Annotated in this window: 13 protein-coding genes and 1 pseudogene; 8 read left to right on the plus strand and 6 right to left on the minus strand. The window is 68.4% G+C overall.

Translation table 11 applies throughout. The features are described from left to right. Positions 1 to 76 precede the first annotated feature (76 nt). Positions 77 to 2,377, plus strand: coding sequence for an ATP-binding protein (locus tag FB471_RS28610; RefSeq protein ID WP_142001400.1), 2,301 nt, complete (start codon positions 77 to 79; stop codon positions 2,375 to 2,377). A 76-nt stretch (positions 2,378 to 2,453) separates the two neighbouring features. On the opposite strand, the gene FB471_RS28615 is transcribed toward FB471_RS28610, so the two are convergent. After that, a complete protein-coding gene (locus FB471_RS28615; RefSeq protein WP_246076641.1) occupies positions 2,454 to 3,050 on the minus strand; it encodes a DUF6801 domain-containing protein in 597 nt (198 codons plus the stop codon). Continuing rightward, the gene (locus tag FB471_RS28620) at positions 3,031 to 3,348 is read right to left on the minus strand and encodes a hypothetical protein (protein WP_142001403.1); all 318 of its coding nucleotides are present in this window, start codon (positions 3,346 to 3,348) and stop codon (positions 3,031 to 3,033) included. The genes FB471_RS28615 and FB471_RS28620 overlap by 20 nt, the downstream gene beginning before the upstream one ends. 258 nt (positions 3,349 to 3,606) lie before the next feature. Here FB471_RS28620 and FB471_RS28625 point away from each other — a divergent pair, with 258 nt between their 5' ends. Both FB471_RS28625 and FB471_RS28630 read left to right on the plus strand, forming a co-directional pair. Continuing rightward, complete coding sequence (locus tag FB471_RS28625; RefSeq protein WP_142001405.1) at positions 3,607 to 4,836, plus strand: lipase family protein; 1,230 nt, start codon at positions 3,607 to 3,609, stop codon at positions 4,834 to 4,836. A 115-nt stretch (positions 4,837 to 4,951) separates the two neighbouring features. Further along, complete coding sequence (locus FB471_RS28630) at positions 4,952 to 5,308, plus strand: hypothetical protein (RefSeq protein ID WP_211358170.1); 357 nt, start codon at positions 4,952 to 4,954, stop codon at positions 5,306 to 5,308. 217 nt (positions 5,309 to 5,525) lie between these two features. Here the strand turns inward: FB471_RS28630 and FB471_RS28635 are convergent, their stop codons facing one another. After that, positions 5,526 to 7,115 carry a PA domain protein gene (locus FB471_RS28635; protein WP_142001407.1) on the minus strand — a complete coding sequence of 530 codons (1,590 nt, stop codon included), beginning with the start codon at positions 7,113 to 7,115 and terminating at the stop codon, positions 5,526 to 5,528. 255 nt (positions 7,116 to 7,370) lie between these two features. On the opposite strand from FB471_RS28635, the gene FB471_RS28640 reads away from it, so the two are divergent. Together FB471_RS28640 and FB471_RS36025 are read left to right on the plus strand one after the other, a co-directional pair. Further along, positions 7,371 to 9,407, plus strand: a complete 2,037-nt coding sequence (locus tag FB471_RS28640; protein WP_246076642.1) for an oxygenase MpaB family protein — start codon at positions 7,371 to 7,373, stop codon at positions 9,405 to 9,407. Positions 9,408 to 9,571: 164 nt separating this feature from the next. Next, positions 9,572 to 9,871, plus strand: a complete 300-nt coding sequence (locus FB471_RS36025; protein ID WP_425457089.1) for a hypothetical protein — start codon at positions 9,572 to 9,574, stop codon at positions 9,869 to 9,871. Between the two features lie 299 nt (positions 9,872 to 10,170). On the opposite strand, the gene FB471_RS35375 is transcribed toward FB471_RS36025, so the two are convergent. Continuing rightward, complete coding sequence (locus FB471_RS35375) at positions 10,171 to 10,848, minus strand: saccharopine dehydrogenase family protein (RefSeq protein WP_246076643.1); 678 nt, start codon at positions 10,846 to 10,848, stop codon at positions 10,171 to 10,173. Beyond that, positions 10,812 to 11,225, minus strand: a complete 414-nt coding sequence (locus FB471_RS35380) for a saccharopine dehydrogenase NADP-binding domain-containing protein (protein ID WP_246076644.1) — start codon at positions 11,223 to 11,225, stop codon at positions 10,812 to 10,814. Before FB471_RS35380 ends, FB471_RS35375 begins: the two co-directional genes overlap by 37 nt. An 82-nt stretch (positions 11,226 to 11,307) precedes the next feature. Here FB471_RS35380 and FB471_RS28650 point away from each other — a divergent pair, with 82 nt between their 5' ends. Next, a complete protein-coding gene (locus tag FB471_RS28650) occupies positions 11,308 to 11,886 on the plus strand; it encodes a TetR/AcrR family transcriptional regulator (protein ID WP_142001408.1) in 579 nt (192 codons plus the stop codon). A gap of 3 nt (positions 11,887 to 11,889) precedes the next feature. Here FB471_RS28650 and FB471_RS28655 read toward each other — a convergent pair. Continuing rightward, a pseudogene (locus FB471_RS28655) lies at positions 11,890 to 12,691 on the minus strand (IS5 family transposase). 757 nt (positions 12,692 to 13,448) lie between these two features. Here FB471_RS28655 and FB471_RS28660 point away from each other — a divergent pair. Together FB471_RS28660 and FB471_RS28665 are read left to right on the plus strand one after the other, a co-directional pair. After that, a complete protein-coding gene (locus FB471_RS28660) occupies positions 13,449 to 14,342 on the plus strand; it encodes a DUF4231 domain-containing protein (RefSeq protein ID WP_170220965.1) in 894 nt (297 codons plus the stop codon). A gap of 291 nt (positions 14,343 to 14,633) precedes the next feature. After that, positions 14,634 to 16,705: toll/interleukin-1 receptor domain-containing protein (locus FB471_RS28665; protein ID WP_170220966.1), on the plus strand; the 2,072-nt coding region annotated here is incomplete at its 3' end.

Consider the following 16,705-nt stretch of genomic DNA (forward strand, 5'->3'; position numbering starts at 1 on the left):
AACGCTACGGTACTCAAAGTACTGTGTAGTACTTGCACATCGTTACCTGTTCTCGCTGTCCGGAGTGGAGTTGGGAATGGGACCGAGCTCGCCAGAGGCAGTGTTTCCGGCCGAGTTTCCGGCCGAGCCGACCACCTACCTCGGCCGTCGCCGGGAATTGGCACGGGTCCGGACCCTGCTCGGCACTGGCTCGCCGGTGACGTTGACCGGGATCGGCGGGGTGGGCAAGACCCGGCTGGCCGGCCGGGTCGTCGCGGCGGTCGCCGGGGAGTACCCCGACGGCGTGGCGGTGATCGAGCTGGCCGAACTTCGGGAGCCGGAGTTGCTGGCGGACACCGTGGCCGCGCGGCTGGGGCTGCCCGACCAGCCGGCCCGGCACCGGTTCGGGGCCGTAGTTGACCATCTGCGGGATCGGCGATTCCTGCTCGTGCTGGACAACTGCGAGCATCTGGTGGCGAGCTGCGCCAGGTTCGTGGCGGAGCTGGTCGCCGCGTGCCCGAAGCTGAGCGTGCTCGCCACCAGTCGCCAGGCCCTTGGCATCGACGGCGAAGAAGTGCTGCCGGTGCCACCGCTGGCGGTGCCCGGGGCCGAGGATGTCCGATCGCTCGCCGATCTGGAGTCCTACGGAGCGGTCCAGCTGTTCCTGGAGCGGGGACGTGCGGTGCTGCCGTCCCTGACCGTCACCGACGACAACTACCGCGACCTGGTCGAGCTGTGCCGCAGCCTGGACGGGTTGCCGTTGGCGATCGAGCTGGCGGCCGTCCGGCTGCGGTCGTTGTCGGTGGCCCAGCTGCGGCGGCGGCTGGCCACCCCGCTGGCCGTGCTCACCTGGGGCAGCCGTGGTGCCCCTGCCCGGCACCAGGCGCTGCGCGCGCTGATCGACTGGAGCTACGCGTTGTGCTCGGAGCCCGAGCGGCGAGTGCTGGCGCGCGCCTCGGTCTTTGCCGGCGGGTTCGGCCTCGCCGCGGCCGAACAGGTCTGCGCCGGTGCCGGGGTACGTCCCGAGGACGTGCCGGACCTGCTGCACGACCTGGCGGGCAAGTCGCTGCTGGTCACCGAGGACACCGGTGGCGAGCCCCGCTACCGGATGACGGAGACGCTGCGCGAGTACGGTGCCGAACGGCTGGCCGAGGCCGGGGAGAGGGTGCGGGTGACGCGGGAGCACCGGGACTGGTGCGCCGGCCTGACCGCCCGCTACGAGACCGGGTGGCGCGGCCCTGACCAGGTGGGCTGGATACGCCGGATCTCCCGGGAGCATGCCAACGTCCGGGTGGCACTGGACTACTGCGCCCGCACGTCCGGTGAGGCCGTCGTCGGTCTGCGGATGGTCAACCGGCTCGACGCCTACTGGGCGGTGTGCGGACTGCTGGACGAGGCGCGCGGGTGGCTGACCAGGCTGCTGGCCGCGGTGCCGCCGCAGGCTCCGGAGCGCGCGCTGAGCCTGCGGCTGCGGACCTGGTGCGCTGTGCTGCAGGGCGATGTGCCCGCGGCCCTGGCCGATGTCCGGGCCGGGCGGGAACTGGCCCGGCAGACCGGCGACGAGATCGCCGCCGCCTGCGCCGAGGTCTCCCGTGGACTGGCCGAGTTCTGCTCCGGCACCGAGCCGGACATCCCGCCCGCCGGCCGGTTCGCCGGCGCGCTGGCCGTGTTCCGCCGGCATGGGATGCGGCCGGGCGCGGACTTCGCCGCGTGCCAGCACCGGCACGCCGCCGCGACGACCGGCACCATCGAGGACACCCGGGTGCTGCTTGGTGCGAGTATCGCCGCCGCCGAGGAGAGCGGCGAGCTGTTCTGGCGATCCTGGGACTGGTGGGTGCTGAGCCTGGCCGAGGAGTTCTTCGGCGACCCGGGCGCCGCCGAACGGGCCGGGCTGGAAGCCTTCAGGTTGCAGCAGGTGCTGGGCAACCGCTCGGCCGAGCCGCACGCGGTGCACACCCTCGGCCGCGCCGCCGCCTGCCGGGGTGACCTGGTCCGCGCGGCGACCCTGTTCGGCATCAGCGGCACCAGGTGGAAAGCCATCGGCGCCGACCCGCGGCAGTTCGGCCGGTTCACCGAGCACGCCGCCACCGTCGCCGGGCAGGTGTTCGCGGCGCTGGGCGAGCAGGAACACCGGCGGTACTACCGGCACGGCCGGGGTATGTCGCGCGACGAGGCGGTGCGGTTCGTACTCGGCGAACCGGCAGCGCCGGACAACCCGCTGACCCAGCGGGAACGCGAGGTCGCCGAGCTGGTCACCAAGGGCATGACCAGCCGGGAGATCGCAGCCGAACTGGTCATCTCGCCGCGGACCGCCACCACCCACGTGAACAACATCCTCGGCAAGCTCGCCCTCACCTCACGCGCCCACCTCGCCGCCTGGGTAACCGACCGAAGGTAACCAGCGCCTGGACATGGTTTTGGGGCGCCCCGGAAGGGACGCCCCAAACCGTTGTCGCCGACCGTCGCGGATCTACCTACTTGATCTCGACGGTGCCGAGCGTCCCGTCCTGGTCCGGCGGGTCGAAGGTGAGCTCGTTGTCGAACTCGCCGAGCGCGCCATCCGTCGCCAGGTGCGCGCTGACGTCCGGGTCGAGCGCGATCTCGGCCGGGCCTGCCGGCACGCCGCCCGGGACCTGGAACTCCACCGTGCCGTCGGCCTCGAACGTGAACGGCCCCTCCGCGGGCATCTCCAGCGGCACGATGGTCAGCGCGACCGGAATCTGGACCGACTGCCCGTCGCTCACGGTGACGGTGATCGAGGCCTTGATGTCGCCGGAGACGTTCTTCGTGCCGACGAGGCGCAAGCCGTCGCCCGCGTTCTGACCGGCGTCCACATCGATATGCACCGGCGCGGTCACGGTCTCGCCGCGGGTGGCCGACGCCGGGATGTCCGTCTCCACGTGGACGGCCACCTGCTGCTCGCCGATGATCGGGAAGCTCCCCTTGTAGGTGAAGTCCTTCTCGACCGGATCGGCGTTCGCCATGCCGGCACCGAAGACGCCCAACGTGGCCGCCGCGACGGCGGCGAGGATCCCCGTCTTCGCCGCTCGCCTACCGGTCTTCCTTAGCATAGGTGTTGTCACTTCCAGTTCCTTCCTCGATGAATGAACACAGGAGCAGACAAACAATCGACGGGAACCAGGTCCCGGGATCTGCCGGTGTCAGCGTAGTTTGAAATTGACCTGCCGCACAAGGATTATTCGGGTTCTTGTCAATCGGTGATGTATTCGCCGTCGTGCCGGTCTCATCCGGCTGACAAGTCAGAACAGGTTGGCTGACAGAAAGGCCACGTTTTGTCGGTGTTGCTGTGACAAGAAAGCGGTAATGGTGGACAAGCCGGAACGGTCCGAAGGCGTAGCTGCTGATCACGCCCCCCAGTTGAGCTGGGAAAACTATGGTGAGGAAGGGGTCATACATACCCCAATACGTAGTTCTACGGATGTCCGTCAACCGACCGAAGGCGCATCATAGGTTCCCCTGCGAGCAAGGAAGCGGAGAACGGAAATACGGGTATTGGTAGTTCCGTCGTGCTGGCCGCGGACATGGCGTAAATGACCATCCGGCGGGCAGGAGCCACGGCGGCAACCCCGCTAGATAACCTTACGTCTCTCATGATGGAGAATGGTCATGTCAATTTCGGTTCGACGTGGGCTTACCGCCGTACTGACGTCGGTGACCGTCACGGTGGCGCTGGTTGCCGGGGCGCCCGCGGCAGGCGCCGACGAGGCGTTCTACACTCCACCGTCGCCGCTGCCGGCCGGGCAGGACGGTGATGTGATCAAGTCGCAGCCGTCGTTCATCCTCGGTTCGAAGGCGACCCGGATCATGTATCTGAGTCGGGACTCGAAGGGTGAGGCGATTCCGGTGACCGGCACGGTGATGGTGCCGGACAGGGCGTGGACCGGGGGTGGCCCGAGGCCGATCGTGGCCTACGCGCCGTTCACCGCGGGTCTTGGTGACAAGTGTGCGCCGTCCAAGACCATGGCGGGCGAGGGGGAGGGCGACGCCTCCTCGCTGTTCCAGAGTGGGTTTGTCAACGCCTTGCTGGAGAAGGGGATCGCGGTAGCGCAGACCGATTACGAGGGTCTGGGGACTCCTGGGGACCACACCTATGTGATGCGGGGGGCTCAGGCGCACGCGGTGCTTGATGTGATCCGCGCGGCGCAGCGGTTGCCGGACACCGGTCTGCCCGCGGATGGGCCGGTAGGGATCACGGGGTACTCGCAGGGTGGTGGTGGCTCGGCCGCGGCGGTCGAGTTGGCCCCGAGCTACGCACCCGAGCTCGATATCCGGGGCGCCTATGTCGGCGCGGCACCGGCGGACCTGGCCGTGTTGGCCAAGTCGTTGGACGGTTCGTATGCCGTGGCGTTCCTGGGCTTCGCGCTGGTGGGGTTGAACACCGCGTACCCGGAGACGGAGATTCTGACCAAGCTTGCCAACGAGAAGGGCAAGGAGCTGTACAACACCGCAAGGGACATCTGCACGATGGAGGCGCTGCTCAGGTACCCGTTCTCGCGGACGCGCGACTTCACCAGGGACGGGCGGCCGGTGTCGGCGTATCTCGACGAGGAGCCGTTCAGGTCCATCATGGCGGAGGTGAAGATCGGTAACCGGAAGCCGGAAGCCCCGGTACTGGTCGAGCACGCCTCGAACGACGACATCGTGCCCTACGGCCAGGGTAGGCAGATGGCCGAGGACTGGTGTGGCAAGGGCGCCACCGTGCAGTTCGAAGACCTGCCGGCCACTCCCGCTTTCGCGCACGTCGGAGCGCTTCCGGCGGCCATGGACAACTCCGCGAACTGGCTGGCCGACCGGCTGTCCGGCAAGCCCGCGACCGACAACTGCGGGCAGTTCTGACACACGGACCGTGCGGTGGTGCCGGGCACCAGCATTCCCTGCCCGGCCCGGCGCCACCACGCGGTGCTGTTCGCCGCCTCCGCGGTGACGATCGAACGACGCTCCCCGCCCGCTGGTGGCGGTGGGTGCCGACCTGGCCGGTGTACGCGCTGTCCGTGCCACTGATGATCTACCGCGCGCTGCCGGTACGCCCGGCGACCGCGGACTGCCCGGAGCGTACGGCCCGGAACGCGGATACTGGTACACCGGCCACCCGCCGGACAGCACCACACAGGTGCTCTACGTCGGTGGCGAGGCGGCCTGGTTGCGCCAGTTCTTCGGTGAGGTCAGCCAGGTGTCCACCGTGCGGCTGGAGCTGGACCGGTTCGTATTGACGCAGTACGCGAATATCGATGGCACGGTCAGAGTCGGCGACACCATGCAAGCCTACGGTTGGGGCAGGACCAGAACGGAAACATGCAGACCCGGTTGAAGGTGGCGAACGTGAAGGTGACCTCCGCATCCGGCGGGAGGGTCCGCGCCGATCGCATCGGCGGCATGCTCGGCCGCGGCGATTCGGGAGGCCCTGCCATGGTTAACGGTAAGCAGGTCGGGGTGAACGTCGCGGTCGCAGGGGGCAGCTCGCTCCATGACCACATCGGCACTTGTCGCGGCTGGATCAGGTCGACATCCGGCGTGTAACGGTCCGGTCAGGACCTCGTGGGCAGCAGAGCCCTGAGCAGGTCGAGTACGGTCGAAGGATCGTCGAGACGGCGCTTGTCGAGGCGGGACCGGGGCATGCGGACGAGCTCGAGGGTGGCGTCGGTGAACGCGATGGCCTGACGTCGGATGACCGCGGTATCGACGAAGCGCATCGTCGGCATGCCGGCATTGAGCAGGTAGGTCGGCCCGCTGATGTACTGCAACGACGGCAGGCCGGCGGTGCGCCAGAGCGGTTCACCGTCGCCGGGCCACCAGAATCCGCTCGGCGAGGAGAGCGTGGGGTCGGGCTTGAACGGCCGCAGCACACGGTTGTCGCCGATCCGCTGACGGTCCTGCGCGCGCCGCCCGGCCTTGACCATCTCGACGTGCGGGGAGGAGAACACGACGCCCGGCTCGTAGCCGGGCGCGATCTCGTACTCGCCGTCGGGGCCGGGCAGCCACGGGCGCGCGCCGAGGTGTTCCAGGCTCATCGCGGCGGCGGTGCGCGCCACGAGGTCGTCGGCGTGCCGGCGCAGGAACTCCGTGGTTCCCGGCGACGTGCCCGCCAGATGCCCGGTGCTCATCAGCACGAGGATCGAGCGCGGCAGCTCGTCGCGGGGGATTCGTGCGAGGTACTGCGCTATCGCGAGGATCGCTTCCGGCCCGTTCTCCTCGAGACCGTGCGTACCGTCCGTGTGCGAGGACAGCACGACCAGCTCGTCGGAGGCGCCGGGGATGACGCCGTACACGTTCGGCGTGGTCATCGTACGCACGCCGGCCTCGAGCTTCAACCGCGCCTTTCCGCCAGCCAGCGCCACCTTCCGCAGGCCGGCGCCGGTGTTTCGGTCGACGTACAGCGCGGGAAGGTCGCGGACCACCCCGTCGTAGGGCGCGTACCGGCCGCGGGCCGCCTCGGCGGGTTCGTCGAGCACCACGATCAAGCCGACCGCACCCGCCGCCTCGAACGCCGACATGGTGTCGATCAGTGACTCGGTGGACAGCCACGGCCGGGCGTAGAGGTCGAGAGGGTTGTAGCCGGGCGCATGGCGCGGTTGCAGCGGGGCGTCCCAGTCGATCACGTCCAGCAGGAGGTACGGCAGCGGTGGGGATGCGACACTCACGATCCCGATCGTGCCCGGCATCGGAATGGCACACAGCCGGGCGGTGACGCCGTCCGGTCCGGTGTCGCCCGAGTACGGTAGATACCCCGCAACCTCGACCGGCCCGGCTTCATGGCCGCCGACCACGTCGAGACTCCAGCTCGACGGTTGCCAGCGGTCGAACGGCACGCCTTCGGCCGTGACCGCGCTGATGCCGACGCGCTCCATCCGCGCGGCGAGGCCGTCGACATAACCGTGGTGGGCCGTACTGCCGGTGGCGCGCAGGCCGATGCCGTCCGCGGCCTCCTGCCATTCGTGGATCTGCCACCGGGGCATGAACTTCGCCGGGTCGACGGCGCGGGCCGCGGCGCCGGTGATCGGACCGCGCGGCCAGCCACGGCCCGCGGCACGGGCCGCCGGCGTCAGCAGCGCGCCCGCACCGAGAGCGAGCCCGCCGGCCAGCAGGCCGCGGCGGGAGACCCTGTTCGTCGGTGTCATCGGATCGGCTCCCTTGTCTGTCGAGCCCGCAGGTGATGATCACGAGGCGAATTTCCCGGAACCCGGCCGAGCCTGACTGATCCGGACGTCGTCGGCATCGGTATCTCCACGTACGTACGTACGTAGCCGGAGCACTTGTCACAGCGCTGACACTCGCCCGCGACAGTTTCCTACTTGCTGGTAGCAATTGGGTGAGAATGGTTCCGGAGTCTCGTGCGCGGGTGAAACACTGCGGTCACGTGGTGGGAGGTGGCCATGAACGCAGCATCGACGGCCGAGTACCCGGACAGTCGACTACGCACACCGGAACCGGTGGGCAAGGCGCTGCACCCGGCTGTCCGGGACGGTTTGTTCGGGTCGGTCGCGCTGCTGTGTGGCGGGGCGTTTCTCGTGCTGTACCTGGGTAGTGGAGCGACCAACTGGTGGTTCGCGTGGACGGTGGCGAGTCCGCTCACGGCCACCACGCTCGGTGCTGGTTTCGGCGCCGCGTTCGTATTGTTCGTGCTGGCCGCTCTGGAACCGGACTGGGCGAACGCCCGGATCGCCGGTTCGGCCCCGCTGGTCCTGGCCGGTGGCATCCTGCTCGCGGTCGCCCTTGATGGTGCGGAGCTGAACCCGGCTCATGACCTCACCGTTGCCGGGGTGTCGTTCAGTATGCCCGTCGCGGACGTGTGGCTGCTCGGCCTGGGCCTCGGGCTGCTGGTCACGGTGCTGACGGTGCCGGTTCAGCTCGCTCGCCGGGTCGAGGTCGAGGGTGGCGGGCGCACTGCGCCGATGCCGGGATGGGTCCGCGTCATCGCCGGGATCGAGGGTACCGGGCTGGTTGCGGCCGGGGCGGTGTGCTTCGCCCGCCCCGAGCTGGCCGGGTCGTGGTGGCCGTGGCCGGTGGGCGTGCTCGATTTGCGGGTGCTGTGCGTGCTGACGGTCACCGTGGGCGTGCTGATCGTGCACGCCACCGTTGACGGCGACCTGCGGCGCACTGCGGTGGGGTTGGCCGCGCTGGTCGCGTTCGGGGTGCTCGTGCCTGCTGGTGTGCTGTTCCATGCGGATGACCTCCGCTGGCCCGCGCCGTCGGCGTGGTTCTTCCTGGCCACTGTGGCGATCCTGCTCGGCACCGGCGCGATCGGCCTGCTGCTGCTCGCCTTGCTGCGGGTGGCGCTGCCGGTGCTGACCGCGGTGACGGGCGCCGGGTCCGACGTGCCGCCGTCGACCGCACGGCTGGCGGAGCTGGCACGGAAGGCGCGGTCACGGATCACGCCACATGCCGACCACGGCTTCTTCGGCCCGGACTCGGTGGCCTGGAAGGTCTGGTCATACCCGACCTCGCTCACCGTGGGCTTCCAGCGCGCGGTCGTGGTCGAGGAGCTCGAGCCCGGGCTGGTGGCCTCCGTGGACGCGACGAAGGCGATCCGAACCCGGCCGCGTGCCCGTTACGACCGCACGCTGCGGTACTTCGCGATGGTGGCCTTCGCCAGCACCCGGGACACGATGAAAGCCGCCGACGTGCTGGTCAAGATCCATTCGGTCGGCATTGGTATCGAGCCGGCCAGCGGCAAACCGTACGACGCCAACGACCCCGAGTCGCAGCTGTGGATTCACCTGACCGCCTGGCACTCGATCCTCTACGCCTACGAGAAGTACGGTCCCGGCAAGCTCGGCCCGGCCGAGGAGGCCCGCTACTGGGCGGAATGTGCTGCCGCCGCCGAGCTCCAGACCTGCGACCCCGCCGACGTCCCGCGCGACCGCGCCGGCGTGCGCGCCTACTTCGAGCGGATGCGCCCCCGGCTGGTCGGCTCCCCGGTGGCACGTTCCACAATGGACCACCTGTTGCACGCCGAGGTGATGCTGCCCCCGATGCCGCTGGTGCACTGGCCGGCGACCGTGGTCGTAACCGGTGCCCTGCGCGTGGCGACCATCGCGTCGATGCCGCGCTGGATGCGCGACATGGCGGGCATCCAGCAGAGCCGCCTGCTGGACGCGCTGATCGTGCCGGTCATGCGGCTCTCCTTCCGGCTGATCCGGACCAGCCGCTGGCTCCAGCTGGGCGCGCTGCACCTGCTGTCCCCGTCGACCACGCCTGTCGTGGCACCGATCCTGTTCGGCGTCCCGGCCACCACTCCCGAGACGCTGACCCCCGCGGAAGCCCGGGACCGCTACGGCTACCCCAAGCCCGCACAGGCCCACCTGGAACTGCGCGCCAGACAACACCGGCGGGTATTCACCGAGCGCCAGGCACCCAGCGACACGGGCCTGGCCGAGTCCGAAGAAGTCCTGGGAACCCGCAGACGATGACCTGGGCTCGATGGCTGCGACCCCGGCGGTGCGATGTCCTGCACGGTGACCACTCCGGTCGAGTGCGTCCCGTGCGTCCGGAGATCCGCATTCCGCTCCCTCCCGAGTTGTGGACTGAGCCGCCCGCGCCCTGACCCAACTGGTCAGCTGAACATGACTCCGGCATGCTGCGGTTGACCTTCGCCAACGGCACCCAGTTGCAGGTCGAGCCGGACGACAGATTCGAGTCATGGACAGAAGCGTTGCCCACTCGGTCGAATGCCAGGCCCTCGACCGCGAGCTGTCGACGGATGTCGGCTGCAGCGATGCCATGTCTCCGACCGGTCTCGCTTGCTCCCACCGCACTCGGACGGCACAGTCGCCCGGGATCGGTGACACGCCTGCGTGTCGGGCCTGGTGAGGCGGTGCAAGTCGATAGGAGTCATGCAGTCGAGCTTGAGGAGGCTGCATGGCGTTGGACGTAGGTGCCGAGCACGAGGTCAACGCGATCCGATTGCCGCGTTGGGGACAGGTCGCCCGCGTTCCGGACGCGGTCGTGCCGTTCGTGGTCGTGGACGATGGTGGGCTGCCGGTCGAGCCCGTCCTGCTGTACCTGCGTGACTTCGTTACCCGTGGTCGACGATCGGGCAGCGTCCGCAGCTACGCGTACGCGCTGCTGAGATGGTGGCGGTGGCTTCTCTGCACTTGTCAAGCGAGCGGCTGTGAATACGTCGGATCTTGCTGGCTGAGCGTGACCGCCCTCGCGGCGGGCCCCGGAGTCCTTTCAGTCTGTGACTACGAACTCGGCGCCTGCGGCCAGCGCCACCTCGGGGCCGAAGAGCCTGGCCGGGGTGAACGCGCCGGGGCGGCCCTCGCCCTTGGCCAGGCGCTGGGCCACCTCGGTGACGGCGCCGACCGTGAACGTCATGCCCTCGCCGGTGCGTAGCCAGCCCTCACGCACGCGACCGGAGGGCCATTCGACTCGGGCGCGGCCCCAGGACGATCGGCGCGGGCGCTCTTTGGCGGTGGTCGTCGTGATGCGGGCGAGCCGTCGAGTGGCGAAGCCGGCCAGGCCGGGCAGACGCAGTACGTTACCGATCGCCGGCAGGGCCGCTCGGACGGCCGGGTCGGTCGGGGCGAGAGCCGAGGCGCCGATCACCGACGGGGCACCGCTGGCCTGCCAGGCCGCGAAGAGCTCGCCGCTGCCGAGGGAAGCGGTGGTGACCACGTTGCCGTCGGGGGTGGTCAATCGCTCGGCGGCACGGCCGGCCCGGGCGCGTACCATCCGGCCCTGCCGCACCTCGCGGCCGCCGTCGAGCATCGCGTGCACGATGGTGGCGGCCAGGGCTTCGCCGAGGGCGCCGGGTTCGATCGCGACTGACGCGACGGCGTCGACGCGTACTCGCGAAGGTTTTTCCTCGACCGTCAGCAGATGCAGCAGGATGCTCTCGGTTGCCAGCACGCGAAGCCCGCCCCAGAGACCAGCGTGCGACCGGTCGCCGCAGCCTCCCGGTCCATGCCGTGGAGCAGCTCGAACGCGCTCAGTTCGTCGGCGACGTCGACGTAGTGGGTGCCTGGCGGGCAGGCCCGCGCGACCTGCGGCGCCGTGACCGCAAACGGGCCCACCGTGTTGATCACGACGGTCGGCGTCTCGGTGGCCAGCCGCGTGCAGACCTCGTCGAGCGAGCCGGTCACCGCCCGGGCGTCCGGACTCACCTGGGTCAGCCGCTCCCGATTGCGGCCGGCCACCACCACCTCGGCGCCCGCCTGCTGCAGACGCTCCACCGCCTCCCGGCCGACCCGTCCGGTCGCGCCGAGCACCCAGATCTGCCCCGTCATGTTCGCCTCCAACAGCCATGGCACGTCGTGTCATCACTATCGCATAGCAACGACATGACATGTCATCACTAGAATTTGCCGCATGGGTCGATGGCAGCCGGGTGCGCGAGAACGGCTCGAGCAGGCCGCGCTCGATCTCTTCCTCGAGCAGGGCTTCACCGAGACCACCGTGCCGCAGATCACGGCGCGGGCCGGGCTCACGACCCGTACGTTCTTCCGGCACTTCGCCGACAAGCGTGAGGTGCTGTTCGCCGGCGAGGAGTTGGTGCCCGAGCGGGTGGCCCGCCTCATGGCCGAGGCCCCGCCGTCGCTCGGCGCGATGGAACTGATCACCGAGGGCCTGGCCCCCACCGCGGCCGAGATCTTCGAGGGCCGCAGCCTCGACTACCTGCTACGCCGACGGGCCGCGATCGACGCCGAACCCGCCCTGCATGAGCGCGAGCTGCGCAAGTACTCGCTGATGTCGCAGGCCCTGGAGCAGGGCTTCCGCGACCGCGGCGTCGACGACCTGACGGCCCAGCTGGCGGCCGAGATCACCGTGACCACGTTCCGGATAGCGGTGACCCGCTGGCTCAACCAGCACGGCGACTCCGACCTCCCGGCCACCGTCAACCAGACCCTGGCGGCGATGAGGCACCTGACGAATACGCCGTCGACTTAGTGATCAGTTCGAAATGAGTTTGCGGAGGCAGATGACTGAGCAGGCCAGGCTGAGGGTGGCCTGGTGGGCATCGGCTCGTCGTTCGGTGCGGATGCGGAGTCGTCTGAAGCCTCGCAGCCAGGCGAAGGTGCGCTCGACCGGCCATCGCACGGTGCCCAGGCCGGAACCGTGCTCGCCGCCACGGCGGGCGATCACGGGTGTGATGCCGCGAGCGCGGACAAGACGGCGGTCCTTGTCGTGGTCGTAGCCCCGGTCGGCGTAGAGGTACCGTGGCCGCTGGTTCGGCCGCCCCACCACGCCCCGGATGGGCGGAACGGCATCGGTCAGCGGGATCAACTGCGTGACGTCGTTACGGTGCCCGCCGGTCAGCGTCACCGCCAGGGGCACTCCGCTCGCGTCGGTGATCAGGTGGTGCTGGGAACGGAGCTTGCGTCGATCGACCGGGCTCGGCCCAGTGTGCTCCCCCTTTTGAGAGTCCGCAGGTGCGCAGAGTCCACCAGAGCGCGAGACAGGTCCAGGAGCCCGGCGGTGCGGAGTTCGGCGAGCAGGCGCTCATGCCACTGTTGCCACACTCCCGCCTCATGCCACTCGGTCAGCCGCCGCCAGCAGGTAGCCCCGGAAGCGCCGAACAACCGGGGCGGCAGGCGGTTCCAGCCGATACCCGAGCGCGCCACCTACAAACCCCCTCCAGCGCCGCGCGGTCACCGACACGCTTGCGACCCGGATAGCGCAAGCGTCGTGGTGGCACCGGGATCAGCGGTTCCAGCCTTGCCCACAGTTCATCGGTCAGGACCTCCTCGCGCACCCGGCAAGTCTGGAACACCCTGCCGCATCAGCAACACCGACACACCCACTCATTCTGAACTGATCTCTAAGCCATCAACCACTCGGACGGCAGAGTGCCTTGGCGATCGGCTAGCAAGTGCCCGTGTAGATGCCAGCACAAAGATGTTCGGCGACGAGCAGCCGTCGGGCCAGCCTGTCGTCCCCGATTCCGATGACGAGGCGATGGGAGCTGTTGTCCCAGTCAACAGACGTTGCCCGCTTCCGCACTGGAGCTACCTGAGTATGATGTGCGGCTCGCTCGACGCTGCGGGCAGCGCAGGCGCCAGCGCGAGGGCCTCAACGAGCGCGCTAACGTCCACACAGGCTGTACGGCATTCAAAATGCGTACGGCGTTCACACTGGGCTTGCTGGAGCGATCCTGGAGCACAGGTGCGCGTCGAACGGCTGGGAACGGCAACCAGCGGCAGTCAACGGCAGGCTTTGACGTGTAGATTCTCTATCGTTGCAGGTCAGAGGAATGTTGGGTTCTTACTGGCAGTGAGGGGGTCGAGGGTTCGAGTCCCCTTAGCTCCACCACGTGATTCACGCCGAGTACGTACCCGGCCAGTTCGCTCACTGTGTCCAGCACCAGCGGCTGGCCACTCCGCGTTTACCGCCCTCCCTCGTTGAACAGACCTGGGGTGGCTCAACAAACTTACCGGGCACAGGGGCGTTCGAGGCGCGCCGAGTCCTGGGTGTCCCGCGGGGCGCGGACACCCTTGCGGAAAACTCGCGACGTGACCACGAACAACACCGGCCTCACGGGCGACGACTATCCAGGATTGTTCCAGGCAGCGGACGCTGCCTCGGGGCGCGGCCAGCGGTCCTACTTGCGGGCATCGGGTGCCCGGTTGCTGCTCGCCGTGCTGGCCGCAGCAGCGGCGGCGTTCACGGTACGGATCGGCTCGAAAGGTATCGACATCGCAGCCGTGGTGACGGCGCTGGCCTTCGTCGGCGCGCTGATCGTCGACATCGCCGTGCTGCGTGCGCAGCCAAGCAGAACGTGGTATCAGGGGCGCGCCCTCGCGGAGTCGGCGAAGACACTGACGTGGCGCTACGCGGTCGGCGCATCGCCGTTCCCGCTGTCCCTGACCGCGGACGACGCGGACCGGCTCTTCCTCCAGCGGATCAGGGCGTTACAGGGCGACCTGCCGCAGGTGCCCATGGTGCCCAACCGGAGCGGCACGATCAGCGACCGCATGCGCAGGTTGCGCGAGGGCGCGCTCGACGAGCGCAGGTCGGCGTACCTCAGTGGGCGCATCCACGACCAGCAACGGTGGTACGCCGACAAAGCGGAGCATCACCGGCGGAGGGCCTCGGTGCTGCGGCGGGCCGGGTTGGCGCTCGAACTGGTGGGCGTGACCGCTGCGCTGGCCAAGGCGTTCGGGGCGGTCGACATCGACCTCGCCGGCATCGTGGCCGCCGCAGTGTCCGGACTCGCCGCGTGGTCGTCGGCCAACCAGTACACCGCGACCGCGACCGCGTACGCCGTGGCCACCAATGAACTGAGCGTGATCGGCGACCTGTTGACGCGCGATATGCCCGAACCGGAGTGGTCTGCCACTGTCGCCGACGCCGAGGAAGCGATCAGTCGCGAGCACACCATGTGGCGGGCCTCCCATGGCGGATGACATCTGGTGTCGCTCGCGAGCTTGCGGCGCATTGAGGTGATCCGGGGATACAGGCGATGGCCATTGAGAGCGTGCGGCCGGTTGCCCTGGCGTGTCCGATGCGAGGTTGCGCCGTTGAGGTGATGCTGACCGGAGTCGAGGCGGCTCGAAACATGGCTGGGCATCATGACAGCCATGGCCGAGGAGGACGACCGCTCGAGAGGGGCTTGCCCAACCACTGGGATCGCGTCATCGGCCGGTACCGCCGGGACACCGGCACCGGTCGATGGCGTTGACAGCACCCGGCGGTCGATGACCGTGTTCGTGAGCTATTCGCGGCATGAGTTCAACTTTGCCGAAGCTGTGGCGGCGACATTGAGATCCCACGGCGCCCTCCAGCCCTGGCTTGACGTGCAGCGTCTGCGGCCGGGAGACGACTGGGAAAGGAAGTTGGATCAAGGTCTTGAGGACGCCGATGCCCTGCTGCTTGTGGCTTCCCGCGCCGCGATTGCCTCCCCCTATGTGCGGCGCGAGTGGTCGCGGGCATTGGAACGTGGCATCCCGATCTACATCGGCGTGGTCGAGGCGGTCGAACTACCCGACGAGCTTTCCGACGCACCCGTATATGACCTGCGCACGCGGTTCTGGAGCAGAACGGCAGCGCTTGGTGCGGTGATCGCCAATGCGCGCATCGAACCGACTCCAGCCGCGCCCCGCAGGAACCGTTGGGGACTGCCCAGTCGGATGCCCACCCCAGTTGCCGCGACGGCCACGTTGTTGGCCTTCACCGCTATTGCCTTCATCTGGGCCACGACGCTCATGGTGAACTTGGATTTCGCAGTGGCACGCCTGGTCCCCGACGTCTTCACCGGCGACAGCTGGATGGGGAACGTGAGCGCGCTCGAAGGGTTGCGTGCGAAGCGATGGCTTGCCGCGATACTGCCGCTGCTGGGCATGACCTTGCTGATCGCTTTGCTGGCGGCGAGTGTCGTGGCCCTCTGTAGCGGACTCTTGCGCCGCCGCAGCGGATGGGTCTCGCTGGCGGTGGGTAGCGGCGCGTCTGCCATGTTCGGGTTGACGGTCTTCCTCGGGGTCGCACCTATCGGAAGGACTCCATCTGGCGGTGAGTTCTTTTCTACCTCGGTCATGGAGCAGGTATATCCCGTTCCCCCTGGGATCGCGGCTGATACAGGGGTTTTGCGAACACTGCTGGCAAGCGGGGCCGGGTGCGCGGTCGTTGGCGTCATCTTGGTTGTCAGTTCGCGAACGCTGCATCTGTGGTTACCGACGGGGAAGGGCGCCGATCACCATCGCGGTCGGATCGTCCAAACACGACGACCGCGATGGCGCGAACTCCGGCGGGCCATGGAAGAGTTCAAAAACGCCGATCAGCGGTACATTCCCGATCGGCAGACCACGTCCTTTCTGATCGCCCTGAGGTCTTACTTTGCTCGAGGGGCTGGTCTACCACCTTCGCCTGAGCAACCCGCCGTCGAGGTGGTACCCCTGGCTCACGCGGATCGGCCGATCGCGAAACTGTTGACCGAGTCCTGCCGGCAGGCAGGTTTTGCGGGCGGCGCGTCCCGGGCCGGGTGGGTTCTTGTGCTGGTCAGTTCCCATGTCTCGTGGCCGGAGGCAGCGCGGCGGATCGAGCAGATCGGCGCCCGTGCGATCTGCGTCCTGCTAGACAACATGCACCTTCATGCTGACGCCGAGAAATTGCGGCGCCGGCAATGGCTGGACTTCCGTGAACGCCGCCCGGACAACCTGTCCTTCCTACTGTTCGCATTGCGGCGCTCTGACACCGGGCTCGTCGAGAACGGTGTCAGCCCGACACCGATCGCCACAGAACGGTTTCGAGCACCTTCACCAGTTCGCTGGTTCATCGCGCACACCATATCCATGTCCGGTTTCATTTCTGGTTTCACGTTGACGAGACTGATTCTCTGGCCCCTGGATGTTCGGAGCCTGGCGTTGCTGGCCGCGACGGCCGCCCTGGACGTGACCTGCTGGCGTTTGTGCCACCGGGTGACGACCCGGCAGATCACCGTCGGCAGGTTCAGACGATCTTCGTGGGGAGTATTGGCACTCTCTGCTGTATGGGCAGGCCTGGCGGTCTCCACGCTGTGGACGCCGCTGACGAGGTGGATTGGTGCAGATCAAGAATATCCGCCATCGATCATTGCCAGGGACCAGGCGGCCTTGGTCGCGGCTGTGGTTGTATTCGTCGTCCTGTCTGGCGCAGGAGTGCTCCAGTTGTTCCAGAGGTTGCTACGCGACGTGTGGCTGCCACGCGTCACGAGCTCAACCGGCCGACAGGTCTCGGGCATCGGCACGGGTTCCCAGGCTGTGCTGATCGCGGTGTGTGCCGCGATAGGAGCGTT

This window comes from Amycolatopsis cihanbeyliensis (assembly GCF_006715045.1).
In the GTDB taxonomy this organism is placed as follows: Bacteria; Actinomycetota; Actinomycetes; order Mycobacteriales; family Pseudonocardiaceae; genus Amycolatopsis; species Amycolatopsis cihanbeyliensis.